Genomic DNA, 13998 nt, shown 5'->3' with positions numbered 1-13998 from the left:
AGCTAATATAGCGGAAGTCTGAATTGGAGTAATTACACAAAAGTATGGGGGGAACAGCATGGATCATCACAAATTGGCTGAGCGCATTGTAGACCACGTTGGAGGAAGGGACAATATTCAATCGCTGACTCACTGCGCTACCCGTTTAAGATTTGTCTTAAACGATAATCGTAAAGCGGATGCAAACACGTTGGAGAACACAGCAGGCATATTGAAGGTGGTTGAGAGCGGCGGTCAATTTCAGGTCGTTGTGGGCAATGACGTTTCTGAGGTATACAAACATATCGCTGCCGAAGGAGAATTCGATGGAGCGGGGTCTGGTGAGGGCGCAGCCAAAGAAAAGAAGGGAATTCGTTCAGCCATCTTTGGCTTGATATCAGGCAGTTTGACGCCTCTAATCCCTGTATTTGCCGGGGCCGGTCTGGTCAAGGCGCTGCTTATTGTTCTTGAGCGAGCAGGCTGGATTGCTGTAGACAGTGGAACATATGCTATATTGGCTGCGGCGGGCAACTCGATCTTTTATTTCCTGCCCATTCTGCTCGGGATCACGATTGCTAAAGTTTTGAATGTGAACTCTTATGTGGCTGCAGCGATCGGAGCTGCATTAATGGAGCCTAATTTTACGGCGCTGACAGCAGCAGGAGGTACGACCCATTTTCTCGGCATTCCTGTATCGTTAATGAACTATGCTTCATCGGTGTTTCCGATGTTCATTGCGGTCAGCATATATGCGGTGTTGGAGAAATTCCTGAAAAAAATCATGCACAAAAATGTACAGCTGTTCGCGGTGCCTTTTCTATCCCTTGTCATCATGGTACCGCTGACGGCAATGCTGATTGGTCCATTCGGGCAGTATGTGGGCCAATGGGTGGGGGATCTTGTTAATTTCCTGATCAACAGTAATTCGGTTATCGCTGGAATTATTCTTGGGGGTACGTGGTCTTTCCTGGTGCTGCTTGGGTTACATTGGGCGACGGTGCCCATTATTATGAACAATTTGAGTGCGGGTGGAGATCTGATCGTTCCACTTGCGGCAGCCTCGGTTGCGGCTTCAATGGGGATTGGTCTCGGTGTATTCCTGAAAACGAAGGATAAAGATCTCAAAGCATTAAGTGGTTCCGCATTCCTGTCCGCGATTTTGTCGGGGGTTACCGAACCTATTCTGTACGGTATTATTCTGCGTTATCGCAAAACACTCATTTATCTCGTCGCAGCGGGCGCCATCGGCGGTGGAGTTATAGGATATCTCGGGGTGAAGCTGATTGTGTTCAACTTCTTCCTCAATGTGTTTACGCTGCCCGCCCAGAGTCCGGTGCTGTTCTACATTATTGGTATATTAACAGCGATTGCAGGTGGAGCGTTGTGCGTTGTTCTGTTCGGTTATGAGAGCAAGGACAATGAGCGGGGGACTGAAGGTTCTACGGTAGAAAAGGAACAGAATGAAGCTGCGATCGATATGAACGGAGCGGTAGAAAGCTTGATTAGAAGTCCGCTTGAAGGCACGGTTATTCCCCTTCGTGAAGTGGAAGACGTTGTATTTTCCTCAGAATCGATGGGCCAAGGAGCTGCTGTTATTCCGTCCAAAGGTCAATTGGTGTCCCCGGTAGACGGCGTCGTTTCTGTAACGATGAAAAGTGCACATGCAATCGCAGTCACTTCCAATGAAGGTGTCGAAATTCTCATGCATATCGGAATCGATACGGTGAAATTAAAAGGACAGTATTTTACCCAGAAAGTGCAGCAGGGTGACCGGATCAGACAGGGGGATGTGCTGATTGAATTCGATATGCAGCGTATTCAGGACGAGGGATTCAAATTGACAACTCCGATTGTTGTGACAAACTCTGATCAATACCGTACGATTACACCCCTGCTGTCAGAAGGAAAGATTGCCGTAACGGAGAAACTGCTGTCTGTTCGATCGTAATTAGCACAGAAGAGGGGCGGAGTAGGATGAAGCTGATTATTAATGCAGACGATTTTGGCATTACTACGAAAGTAAGCGAAGGCATTATTCATGGTATGAAACAGGGGCTGATTACAGATACTTCAGCGCTGGTGAATTCGAAACATTTTGAAAAAAGCAGTGTCATGGCTCTTGAAGCAGGAATTACGGCTATGGGTGTTCATCTCAATCTGACGTTCATGGCGCCTATGCTGCAGGCTTCGGTTGTACAAAGTATCGTAGATGAGTCAGGCCGCTTCTATCGGAAGCCGGGGCTAATACCGTTGTCCTATGATGCCAGGGAAGTCCGGGCTGAGCTGAAAGCGCAGATTGAGGCGTTTCTGGATTCGGGGCTGACGTTAAATCATCTGGACACTCATCATGGTGTAAGTCTTAAAGATGCACAAATGCTGGATTTGGTTATGGAACTGGCTCGGGAGTATAACGTTCCGATGAGAAGAGACGACCTCCTGTCTCCCGAGCTGAGCGGGAAGATCGCAGAAGCTGGAATCCGGTCTACCGATAAGCTGTGTGGTGATCCAGCTGTACCTTCTCTTCAGGAACCGTGGCTGCGCGGCATCCTGGATGAGTATAAAGATACTGACTGCATCGTTGAAATTGCCGGACATCCGGGGTATGCGGACGAGGAACTGCGCAGCATCTCATCTCTGGTGGATGAGCGTGAACATGACCTCGCATTATTGTTGAATCCAGCGCTGCGGGATTATATAGAGGAACACGGCATTACACTGATCAGCTACAGCCAGCTATGACAGTGGGGTGCCTCGTATAGTGCTGCAAGAGCAGTGCAGAGCTGTGAAGAAAGGTTAGGATTTTTGACAATATATCCGTGAACAGGTCATGATTTTGATAACGCTCTCTGCATCTCCATTGCTACAATGAACACATGGAGCAAGTCATTAACCGAAGCCGGAAGGTTCGGATTACGGGAGGACATGTACATGTCGTTTAAAGTGGCATTTATCGGAGCGGGAAGTATTGGATTTACACGGGGATTGCTGCGTGACCTGCTGACTGTACCGGAATTCAACAATATTGAGATCGCATTTTGCGATATTAACCAGCATAATCTGGACATGGTGACCGAGCTGTGTCAGCGGGACATACGTGAGAACGGATTGAAGATTCAGATTCAGCCGACAACCAATCGGAGAGAAGCACTGAAAGACGCGAAGTATGTGCTGTGTACGATTCGTGTCGGGGGACTGGAAGCTTTTGCGACCGATGTGGACATTCCGCTTAAATACGGGGTAGATCAATGTGTTGGGGACACGCTGTGTGCAGGCGGTATTATGTATGGACAGCGCGGGATCGCCGAGATGCTGGAGATCTGCAAAGATATTCGGGAGCAGAGTGCGCCGGATGTGCTGCTGCTGAACTACTCTAATCCAATGGCGATGCTGACATGGGCCTGCAGCCAATACGGTGGTGTACGGACGATCGGTCTGTGTCACGGCGTGCAGCATGGACATCACCAGATTGCGGAAGTGTACGGGCTGCAGAAGAGTGAAGTCGATATTATCTGTGCAGGCATCAACCATCAAACGTGGTATATTCAGGCGTCGCATGAAGGTCGGGACCTTACGGGCGGTTTGCTTGAAGCTTTCGAGAAGCATCCGGAGTACAGCCGTACCGAGAAGGTTCGGATCGATATGCTGCGCCGGTTTGGGTACTACAGTACAGAGTCTAACGGCCATCTGAGTGAATATGTGCCATGGTATCGCAAACGTGCTGAAGAAATCAATGACTGGATTGATATGGGAAGCTGGATTAACGGTGAGACAGGTGGGTACCTGCGTGTGTGCACGGAGGGGCGGAACTGGTTTGAGACGGATTTCCCGAACTGGATGAAGGATGACCCGATGCAGTATATCCCGGAGAAACGTGGTGAAGAGCACGGGTCTTACATTATTGAAGGGCTGGAGACAGGGCGTGTGTACCGTGGTCACTTCAACACTGTAAATAACGGAATTATCTCCAACCTGCCGAATGATGCCATTATCGAGGCCCCCGGTTATGTGGATCGCAGCGGCATCTCGATGCCTCATGTGGGTGATCTGCCGCTGGGTCCTGCGGCGGTGTGTAATGTGAGTATTTCGGTACAGCGCCTTGCGGTTGAAGCGGCAGTGCATGGAGACGACACGCTGCTGCGGCAGGCTTTTATGATGGACCCGCTGGTTGGTGCGGTCTGCAATCCGAAGGAAATCTGGCAGATGGTGGACGAGATGCTGGTGGCACAAGCACAGTGGCTGCCTCAGTACGGTGAGGCGATTGCGGCAGCGAAGGCAAGACTTGCAGCGGGCAATCTTATTCCGACCAAGGCATATGAAGGTGCCGCACGTCTGAAGGTGAAAACCGTGGAAGAAATGCAGCAGGATCGGGATGCCGCCAACAAAAATGCAGGTGAGTCCGACAAAGGCAAGGATCGTGAGAAGATACAGCAGTAACAAGAAACAGTAAAAAGAAACAGTAGAAAGCTGCAGGACAGAGGAGGTAAAATGTTGGATTACCGCTAAAAGCAGTACAGCTATTGGACATTCGCAAGAAGCTCGGCCAGTGTCCTGTTAGCATGTTTGGCGGTTCAGCATAATGATTCTGTCTGAACAGGGATTCGGAATACAGCGTTGTCGTATAACGAACAATGAACGAAAACAAAAGGCGAAACAGCGATAGCGCTGCTTCGTCTTTTGTTTTGTTCATGGGTAGTCTTCTCCTTTCTCCTTTTCATAGATAACAAGGCGTAAAAGAGAGTAAGAAGCAATGTACTATACATAACACATTACCTTTACAGACATAGTAATATGTCTTATAGTATACTTGGAAGTAAAAGGACAGAATTGAACAAACGAATGTGAGAAGGAAAGTCGGTGAAGTACAGCGATGGATATACAAGTAATTAATAGTGATCTGATCCGAGGTAATATTGACCCCATCATATTAAGTGTACTGATTCCAGAAGATAATTACGGATACGGCATCATTAAAGAAATCTACCGCAAAAGCGGAGAGCAGTTTGAACTGAAAGAGCCTACGCTGTATTCCAGTCTGAAACGGCTGGAAAAGAGCGGTTATGTTGAGTCCTATTGGGGAGAAGAGACGCAGGGCGGAAGGCGGAAATATTACCGGATCACCAGCCAGGGCAATGAAGTGTATCACCTGCAGGTTCAAGCCTGGCATGCAGCCAAAACATTAATCGATTGCATGATTGCGTCGGGTGAACGAGGGGATGAGCAGCTATGAAAATGGAAAAACGAATTAACCGGCATTTGGACAGCTTGTTTGCTGGTACACAGCATACGCGTGAACATCAGGAATTGAAGGAAGAAATTCGCAGTAACCTTACTGCACGAATAGAGGATTATCTGGAGAAAGGAATGGATGAGGAACAGGCGTTTCAGACGGCCGTGCAGCATATGGACGGTATGGAACAATTCATGAGTGACTACCGGAGCGTGAAACGCGTCCCTTACTGGACAGCGCTGCTGCAATCTACTTTGATCTACAGCCTTGCAGCCTGGATCGTTACGATTCCTATGCGAATGATGCTGGAAGGAGCTGCTCTGAACAATACTTTTTTGCTTGTGAGTTTGATTGTAGGAGCTGTTTATGGTTTTTATTTGTTGAGCAGCAGGCAGCGTGAAGTTTCCAACGAGCAAAGTACGATACGCATTCATATGCCGCTTCTAAGGCAGTGGCAGCGCAGAGCCTGGTGGCTGTGGGCAGCTGCAGTGCTAGCAATTTGGGGTACACAGGCAGCTTTACGATTCGGCAGCAATGTCTGGTTTAGTCGGCCGATTCAGGTGGATGGACCTTACCAGCTGGCTGTTCTTCTGTTTGCTTTTGCCGTTCCGCTCCTCAGTATCATGATTCCTTTGGTTGTACACCGGGCATACCGGAACGTTAGCAAATATGAAGTGGGTGATGAGATATGAAAGCTAAGAATCTGTTGATTATTTCCCTGTTTATGATCGGATTGATTAGTCTTGTCGTGGTGGAAGGTTTTATCAATCCCAAGCTTGCTGCAGACCAGAAGCGGTATGAAACGGAGCAAAAGAGTCCGTTGACCCATGATTTTACCGCCTTGGCTAAATACCGGAATGCCTATATGGGTAATTTTTCGAATCTCAGCCATCTGAATCAAAGTCTGCCTCTTCATGAGCAGTTAGACGGCTATCAGCTGTTTCCAGAGACATTCACGGCTCAAATCAATTACAGCCTGAATACAGATGAGATGAACTCCGTGGAGCTGGAGCGGATCCTCGTGTATAATGCGGTTGCGAACTTTGTGCTGATCGATAATTTGGAGCGGATAGTTTACCAATTCAAGGATAAGCAGATTGAGCTTGATCGTAACCGTGCACAGCAATGGGCGGGAACGGAGCTTGGAGCGCTGCAAAAGCCGGAGCGTTGGGATGCTGATGTGCAAAAGAAACTGGTGGAACCCGCTCAGGTACAAGCTGCATTTTCACAAATTGTTGACAACTCTTAGGGTTGATTTACTGGAAAATGGGCAAGATACTCGACTCTTCTTCCATGCTATGTTATTATAAGGCTCTGATAACGTGGTAACGAACTAAAGCGTTTGGGCTTGGTTATAGACATGGAGGGGTATGAAAGATGAGAAAAAGAGCGATTCTACTATTATTTATCAGCATATGTATGATCATTATGGCGGGCTGTACCAGCTCGGCTAACAAGGACGAGAATACGATTGTGATCGGGATCGATGACAAATTCGCCCCGATGGGATTCCGCGATGAGCAGAATGAGATTGTAGGCTTTGACATCGATTACGCCCGTGCAGCTGTTGAGAAAATGGGGAAAAAGGCATCATTCCAGCCGATCGACTGGTCTTCCAAAGAGTTGGAGCTGAATAGTGGTCGGATCGACATGATCTGGAACGGGTACACCATTACAGATGAGCGTAAAGAGAAAGTGCTCTTTACGAAGCCGTACCTGGAAAACAGTCAGGTTGCACTTACACTCGCCGATTCTCCAATTACGAAGCTGGATGAACTGAACGGGAAAAATGTAGGATTGCAGGCTCTGTCCTCGGCGGCAGACGCCCTCGCGGCAAGTCCTTTGAACGACAAGGTGAAAACATCGGAATTTAAGGATAATGTACTTGCACTGACCGATTTAAAAACGAAGCGGCTGGATGCAGTCATTATTGATGAAGTGGTCGCGAGATATTACATGTCCAAGGAAGAGGGGAAGTACAAGCTGTTGGATGAAGCCCTTGCTCCGGAGCAGTATGGCATTGGGATCAAAAAAGGCAATGAAGAACTGCTGAATCAGTTGCAAAAAGCACTGGATGAACTTAATGCAGATGGAACAGCAGCTAAAATCTCCACCAAATGGTTGGGTGAAGATAAAGTTCTGAAATAGACTGGTGTGACACCTGAAATATGAGTTAAAACAAAATGACCCCGTATTCCACGATGGAGCCCATGAAGCTGCAGAGGAATGCGGGGTTAACAGATTAGAGGAGACATAATAATGAGTTGGGATTATATTTTTACCGTGATGAAGCCAATGCTGGAAGGGGCTCAGATGACGATTTTCATGTTTTTGGTCGCTATCATACTCTCTGTGCCGTTTGGTTTTGCGATAACGTTAATTATGCGAAGTCGTTTCAAGCCCCTTGCATGGATCGCTCATATGTACGTCTATGTTATGCGCGGCACGCCGCTATTGCTGCAAATTTTCTTCTTCTGCTTCGGTCTGCCACTGCTGCCTGTAATCGGCGAATATTTGGTGTTTGATCGGTTTGTTGCGGCAGCGATTGCGTTTATACTAAATTATGCGGCATATTTTGCCGAAATCTTCCGAGGTGGATTGCTCTCTGTAGACAAGGGGCAGCATGAGGCAGCGAAAGTGCTGGGTTTAACGAGACGGCAAACGATGATGAAGGTCATTATTCCGCAGATGATCCGCGTGGTATTGCCTGCAACAGCCAATGAGTCTATTACACTGATTAAGGATACGGCATTGTTATATGCTGTTTCTGTGCATGAGTTGTTGTATTATGCTCAAGCGGCAGTAAATCGGGATGGGCAGTTGATTGCTTTTTTCATCGCTGCGATCATGTACCTATTGATGACTTTGGTACTTACTTTGTTGTTTAAAGGATTGGAGAAGCGGTTTTCATTTGAATAAATTAAATCTGATCAATCAAAGGACTGTCTGCATATGACACATATAATAGAAGTAAATCAGTTGAGAAAATCATTCGGTACACTTGATGTGCTGAAACAGGTATCTTTTAACGTGGAACCAGGCGAAGTGATTGCTGTGATTGGGCCTTCGGGTTCGGGAAAAAGTACGATGCTGCGCAGCCTGATTCATCTGGAGGATATTTCGGGCGGAACGATTCGCATTCAGGACCAGACGTTGGTCGATAATGGTCGTTACGCTGGTTCCGCGGGTATTCGCAAGATTACGGATCGCATGGGGATGGTGTTTCAGCATTTCAACCTCTTCCCGCATCTGACTGTAAGGGAGAACCTAGAACTCGCACCAAAGACGTTGAAAAAAGAAAGCTTGGCAATCATCCGAAAGCGAAGTCTGGAACTACTCGGCAAAGTAGGGTTGTCGGACAAGGCCGATGTCTACCCTGGTAATCTGTCTGGTGGACAGAAACAGCGTGTAGCTATTGCTCGCGCACTCATGATGCAGCCTGACATTCTGCTGTTCGATGAGCCGACATCAGCACTTGATCCTGAACTGACGGGAGAAGTACTGCGTGTCATTAAACAGTTAGCGCAGGAGAACATGACCATGATGATTGTCACGCATGAGATGGGCTTCGCCCGTGATGTCGCAGATCGTGTCTTCTTCATGGATAACGGGGAAATTGCAGAGGAAGGGCCACCAGAACAGATTTTCGGCAATCCGAAGCTTGCACGTACACGGACGTTTTTGCAGCGGGTGGACATGCAAGGGGAGTCTCGTTGAATTGATTTAAAAAAATGTGTTATATGTAAAAATTAACCTGTGCGCGACGAATACATCCCAGGGTGGTGTGTTCATCGCGTTTTTTAGTGAAAAAAATTAATGAATTCGATCTTAATCTTCATAATTACAAAAAGTGAAGTAATTAAATTTGGTATTAATCAGCCGAATTGATTGATTAACAATTAATTTTATAGTTGAAACCTCCTAATTATGTAGGTATAAAGTATGTTATCTAGAATAAAAACCATTATTTGCTACTTTTTATAAATATTTATGATATGATTTAAGAATTATTTATAAGAGGAGGAATATTATGAAATACAGTTCATTATTAAAACTATGTATGGCTTCTATTATTTTTATTACATCTTTTGCCTTTGGCTCGTCTTCTTCAGCTCTACTTGATGATGTGACCTACGATGAGGAAAAATACGAGATTGTCAGAGGATCTTCTAAGCTGCTCCAAGAGAATGATGAAGCTAATAAAAATTTTGCAACAAGCATATTCTCTAATAGTCATGTATCTCTGGGAGAAGTTAAGTTAACTAATACAGAAACTGGTGAAACAAGTCTTGGGTTAATTGAAAATGCAGAAATTGAGAAACTCTATGACCTTGTAGATAAACAAACTGGTGAGGCAGCTGTACATTACAAAGCAGAAATTAGGGCTTCAACAGAAAATCAAGCAAGTGATGATGGAATTGATAAATCTGGAGGATTAAAATTCTTTCAAACAATTTATTATACGGCAACAACAAATGTTGTCGATTATATAAATATTAATAAAATTGATTATAGATTTGAAAGACAAGATCCTCAGTATGTAGTAACTCAAAAGAAAATGCTTATCAGTCAAAGGGGGGCAGATATTAACGAAAATAAGTACAAAAATCAATTTGTTACAGTTGATTTAAATAGCTCAGGAACGATATTGGTTAGAGATTTCGGATGGGTCGCTGCCCGATTTGATCATCGAATAACTAGATTAGGAACTAAAACAACTGCTTTAGTTACAAGAGGGTCGAATTCGTGGGAATTCTCATTTAGTATGAATCCGAGGTAAGAAAAAATAATGAAAGGTGGAGTAATTTTGAGAAAACCGAGATTTTCAAGAATAATATTATCCGTTCTATTATTCATTTCATTGTGGAATACTTCTGTTTTTGCACAGGAAAACGAACATTCATTTGATACTGAAAAGTATACTATTAAAAGAATTTATGCTGACACTCATAAACAGAGTATATTAAATGAAAAAGAGTTAGAGTCAAGTCTTCTTGAGCATACATCTCAAATAGAGATAGCAATAGATAACGATGTAACTGGTGAGAAAATAATAGGGTCTGTAGAAGAATTACAAACCAAAAAACTGTATGACCTCATTGATAAAAAAACTGGAGAAGAAGCAGTTCAGTACAAAACTGAAATTAGAGCAGCATCAGAGCATCAAACAAAAGGTAATAAATCTGACTCAAATAATGGTATGACTTTTTATGAAACAATTTATTATACTGTTCATTTAGATGACCCTGGATTTAGTTATATAAACATAAATAAAATCGATTATCGATTAGAAATTAAGGACTCATTGTACAAAGTAACTGAGAAAAAGATGGAGGTTCACCAAAATGGGATGGGTATTAGTGGTAAAGCAATAAGCAATCAAACAAAAGTTTTGGATATAGGTACCTCTGGAACAATACTTCCAAGAAATTATGGATGGTCACCAGTAAATGTACCTTCCCCAGCAGCTAGAGTTGCTACTAGAACTACAGCGAAAATTGAAGTGAAGGGCTCAACTTGGAATTTTTTATTCACTTTGAATCCTAGGTAAGTTCAGCTGTATTAGTATGATAGATCTTATAATATTTATAGGCATATCCTATACGCCAGACTGGCTGTGAATTAGCGAGTCAGGACAGGGGATATGCCTTTTGGTTTCTATTCGTTAATAGTCTAATACTTCGACTTCATATTGCTTCAATATCTTATCTAATGCTTATACTTAAGCTTGAAGTCGCTTTATTTAAGCCTGTAATACAGCTTCACTGCTGAGGCTTTCGTTTTCGACCGTCCGATGTTTCAAGAAATACGATAATGTACCGACCAGACCGAGAACAGCGAAGATGCACAGAATGCCGATTTGATCCCAAGCGACGCCGAACTGTCCGCTTGAAATAACCGCTTTATATCCAGTTACCGAGTAGGTCATTGGCAGCCAAGGGTTAAACACTTTCAACCAGTTTGGAATAAGCTCCAACGGGAACGTGCCTGCACTTGTGGTGAGCTGGAAGATCAGCATCAGGATCGCCAGGAAACGGCCTGGATTTTCCAGCCAAGTGACCAAAGCCTGAATGATATACATGAAGCTCAGACTGGTGACGAAACTGAACAAAAGGAATAACGGTACACTCTGTACCTTCAGACCCAGAGCATATAAAACCAGCCAGGAAGCAAGCAGCGATTGAACGCCGCTCATTATGGTGAACGCAAGTGTTTTGCTGACAAAACGATTCCAGCCGCTTGCGTCGCTTACACTGCTGCCGCGTGTTGGCACAACCAGTGTTGCAATCAATGCACCGACAAATAATCCGAGTGATAGGAAATAGGGTGAAAATCCTGTGCCGTAGTTCGGCACTTCGTTTAATTTGTGTTCATCGACATGAACAGGCTCGGCGTACATCGTCACCAGTTCATCAGTCTTCTTCACATTGCTGGTTTGGTCGGCTGCGTCATTTAATTTGGTGGCAAGTTCGCCAGAGCCATCGGTTAATTTGAATGTGCCTTCTTTGAGTTTACCTGCACCGTCAGTCAGCTTATGAGATCCGTCTGTTAGTGTAGACACGCCGCCTTCCAGCTTATCTACTCCAGTCAAAAGCTTGCCTGCACCAGCGTTCAGCTGTGCTGAACCTGCTGCCAGTTTGGCGCCACCAGCCGCGGCTTCATTTAACTTCTCGTTAAATTGGTTGAGTCCGGCAGTGAGCTTCTCTTGTCCGCCGGATAACTGGGCAGCGCCCTGTACAAGCTGCTGCTCACCTTGAACCAGCTGGCTGCTGCCTTGATGTAATTGCTGCTGTGCAGCCTGCAGCTGCTGACTTCCGGCAACGAGCTGCTGTCCCCCTTGATATACCTGCTCACTGCCAGCGGCTACAGCCTGACTGGCTGCGAGCAGTTGTTGAACAGCGGGGCTGGCAGCCAGTTCAGGACTGGACTTGGCTAGTTGAGCCAGCCCTTCGGCGACCGTTTTGGCGCCTTCGCTGACTTTGCCGCTGCCTTCCACGGAAGTCTGCAGTCCCGCAGTCAGCTTGGCACTGCCTTGTTCGGCTGCTGCGAGTCCGGCGTCCAGTTTGGACGCGCCTTCCTGCGCAGCTTGGATACCGGCATGCAGCTGTTTGCTGCCAGCTGCCGCCTGGGTTGCGCCGTCACCCAGCTTGGTGCCGGCGGCAGCCAATTGTGCGAGACCATTAGATAAGGTACTCGCGCCGGTGTGAAGATCACCTGTGCCTTTGGCCAGGGAGGCTGTGCCCTCTTTTAACGAAACGGTACCGTTTTGCAGCTTGCCTGCACCGTCAGCCAGTTTCGCCAGGTTTTCTTTTAACGCAGCCGCCCCTTCGCCCAGTTTACTTGCTCCATCATGGACTTTACCTGCGCCGTCTCCGGCATCCGCCAAACCGTCCGAGATTTTCTCGACCTTATCCAGCAGGGTTTCGGTATATGATTCAGTGACTTTGGCAGAGACTTTGGAGCGAATCTGTTTGACCGCTGTGCCGCCGATCTGACCCGCAAGGAAATTGTAGCCTTCGTTGGGCTCGTAGATCAGCTCTGCGGGAGCCGGATGCTCATCCATCAGCGTGGTTGCTTTGGCAGAAAAATCTTCTGGAATGACAATGGTCATGTAATATTTGTTATCCTTCATGCCTTGTTCTGCCTGGTCGCGGGTAACGAACTGCCAGTTAAAATCATCGCTTTTTTTCAGCTCATCGACCAGATTCTGGCCGACCTCAAGCGATTTGTCATTGTAAACTGCACCCCGATCCGTGTTGACCACGGCTACAGGTAATTCATTCATTTTGCCATATGGGTCCCAGAAGGCGTTCAGGAACAGTCCGCTATATAACACGGGAATGAACAGCACAACGAGAATGGGAATCCATACTTTTGGTTTTTGGAGGGCGGATTTCAGATCCTGCCCAAATACACGAAATGATTTCATGATGTTCTCTCCCTATCTTACGCTTATCCCTTGTTTCTCTATTTAGTATGGTATGTGCGTCCGCAGGCGTTACTCTAGGTGGGGGATAATCCATTTTTGAGAAAGAGGCCCACAAACGCTTTGATTTGATCCTTGTGCAAAGTAGGATGCGCTTTATTCCAATCGGATGTTAGACTGACGTATAATTTCAGTAGTACAAATGAGACCAGCTTGGGATCGTCGCTCCGAATCTGCTGTAACTCCATGGCCCGACTAACCTGACGCTCGAGGTATTCGAGAATGGCCTTCTCTACTTTTTGCAGGCCCTCTCTTGCTTGGGGTGTCCCGAAATCGTTGACCTCTTGGAAAAGCTTGATCAGCAGCTCATGCTCCTCCCGATATTCCAGCAGCGAGTCCATACTCCGATGCACGTTATCCAGAAAAGAGTGTTCTTCCTTCACGGTCTGTTCCGTAATCCGTTTCATGTCTGCAATAATCGAGCGCAGGATCTCATCAAACAATTCTTCTTTGTTCTCGAAAAAGGTATAGATCGTTCCTTTGCCCACATTGGCCAGTCTCGCCACTTGCTCCATCGTTGTGGCTTTGTAGCCAAACAGGGCAAAGGATTTCTCGGCAGAGTCCATCACCTGTTGCCTTCGATCTATCGTTTTCACGGCTATGCACCTCCTTGGGGTCTGACGTTTGTAATGGGTGAAGCGGGTAAAACACGAGAAGAAGCAGTGTGAAACAGTAGATGCTTTTGAAAATGATGAAGCAAGTTAAAGCAGGGTGAAGCAATGATGACTGGTTTTGAATAAGGATGAACCTAACTTTTCAATTGACTGGTTTACTGTTTTGGTCAGTTGGTCGTAATTTAATGTAG

General features: G+C 46.0%; 13 protein-coding genes. 11 read left to right on the top strand and 2 right to left on the bottom strand.

Annotation, left to right across the window (positions count from 1 at the left end; all coding sequences use genetic code 11):
- Positions 1-58 precede the first annotated feature (58 nt).
- The 11 genes from ABXS70_RS20800 to ABXS70_RS20750 all read left to right on the top strand — a co-directional run bounded on the left by ABXS70_RS20800 (position 59) and on the right by ABXS70_RS20750 (position 10757).
- Complete coding sequence (locus tag ABXS70_RS20800; protein ID WP_366290494.1) at positions 59-1927, top strand: beta-glucoside-specific PTS transporter subunit IIABC; 1869 nt, start codon at positions 59-61, stop codon at positions 1925-1927.
- A 26-nt stretch (positions 1928-1953) separates the two neighbouring features.
- Positions 1954-2718, top strand: coding sequence for a ChbG/HpnK family deacetylase (locus ABXS70_RS20795; protein WP_366290491.1), 765 nt, complete (start codon positions 1954-1956; stop codon positions 2716-2718).
- Between the two features lie 189 nt (positions 2719-2907).
- On the top strand, positions 2908-4413 hold the full coding sequence (locus ABXS70_RS20790; protein WP_342554472.1) for an alpha-glucosidase/alpha-galactosidase: 1506 nt from the start codon (positions 2908-2910) through the stop codon (positions 4411-4413).
- Between the two features lie 433 nt (positions 4414-4846).
- On the top strand, positions 4847-5206 hold the full coding sequence (locus ABXS70_RS20785) for a PadR family transcriptional regulator (protein ID WP_342554473.1): 360 nt from the start codon (positions 4847-4849) through the stop codon (positions 5204-5206).
- Complete coding sequence (locus ABXS70_RS20780) at positions 5203-5898, top strand: permease prefix domain 1-containing protein (RefSeq protein WP_342554474.1); 696 nt, start codon at positions 5203-5205, stop codon at positions 5896-5898. The genes ABXS70_RS20785 and ABXS70_RS20780 overlap by 4 nt, the downstream gene beginning before the upstream one ends.
- Positions 5895-6455 carry a DUF4825 domain-containing protein gene (locus tag ABXS70_RS20775; protein ID WP_342554475.1) on the top strand — a complete coding sequence of 187 codons (561 nt, stop codon included), beginning with the start codon at positions 5895-5897 and terminating at the stop codon, positions 6453-6455. Before ABXS70_RS20780 ends, ABXS70_RS20775 begins: the two co-directional genes overlap by 4 nt.
- A 128-nt stretch (positions 6456-6583) precedes the next feature.
- The gene (locus ABXS70_RS20770) at positions 6584-7354 is read left to right on the top strand and encodes an amino acid ABC transporter substrate-binding protein (RefSeq protein WP_342554476.1); all 771 of its coding nucleotides are present in this window, start codon (positions 6584-6586) and stop codon (positions 7352-7354) included.
- Positions 7355-7465: 111 nt separating this feature from the next.
- Positions 7466-8125 (top strand): amino acid ABC transporter permease, encoded by a 660-nt coding sequence (locus ABXS70_RS20765; protein WP_342554477.1) that lies wholly within the window; start codon positions 7466-7468, stop codon positions 8123-8125.
- A 33-nt stretch (positions 8126-8158) separates the two neighbouring features.
- Positions 8159-8923, top strand: a complete 765-nt coding sequence (locus ABXS70_RS20760) for an amino acid ABC transporter ATP-binding protein (protein ID WP_342554478.1) — start codon at positions 8159-8161, stop codon at positions 8921-8923.
- A 313-nt stretch (positions 8924-9236) separates the two neighbouring features.
- Complete coding sequence (locus ABXS70_RS20755) at positions 9237-9986, top strand: hypothetical protein (RefSeq protein WP_342554479.1); 750 nt, start codon at positions 9237-9239, stop codon at positions 9984-9986.
- A gap of 27 nt (positions 9987-10013) precedes the next feature.
- Positions 10014-10757: a hypothetical protein gene (locus ABXS70_RS20750; protein WP_342554480.1), complete on the top strand. Its 744-nt coding sequence runs from the start codon at positions 10014-10016 to the stop codon at positions 10755-10757.
- A gap of 192 nt (positions 10758-10949) precedes the next feature.
- Here the strand turns inward: ABXS70_RS20750 and ABXS70_RS20745 are convergent, their stop codons facing one another.
- Together ABXS70_RS20745 and ABXS70_RS20740 are read right to left on the bottom strand one after the other, a co-directional pair.
- Entirely contained in the window at positions 10950-13136 is a 2187-nt protein-coding gene (locus ABXS70_RS20745; protein ID WP_366290485.1) for a YhgE/Pip domain-containing protein, read from the bottom strand.
- A 74-nt stretch (positions 13137-13210) separates the two neighbouring features.
- Positions 13211-13789, bottom strand: coding sequence for a TetR/AcrR family transcriptional regulator (locus tag ABXS70_RS20740; protein ID WP_366290482.1), 579 nt, complete (start codon positions 13787-13789; stop codon positions 13211-13213).
- Positions 13790-13998 lie beyond the last annotated feature (209 nt).

Source organism: Paenibacillus sp. AN1007 (assembly GCF_040702995.1).
Taxonomy (GTDB): domain Bacteria; phylum Bacillota; class Bacilli; order Paenibacillales; family Paenibacillaceae; genus Paenibacillus.
Note: the sequence above shows the minus strand (reverse complement) of the source record. Positions and strands in the feature narration are given on the sequence as shown.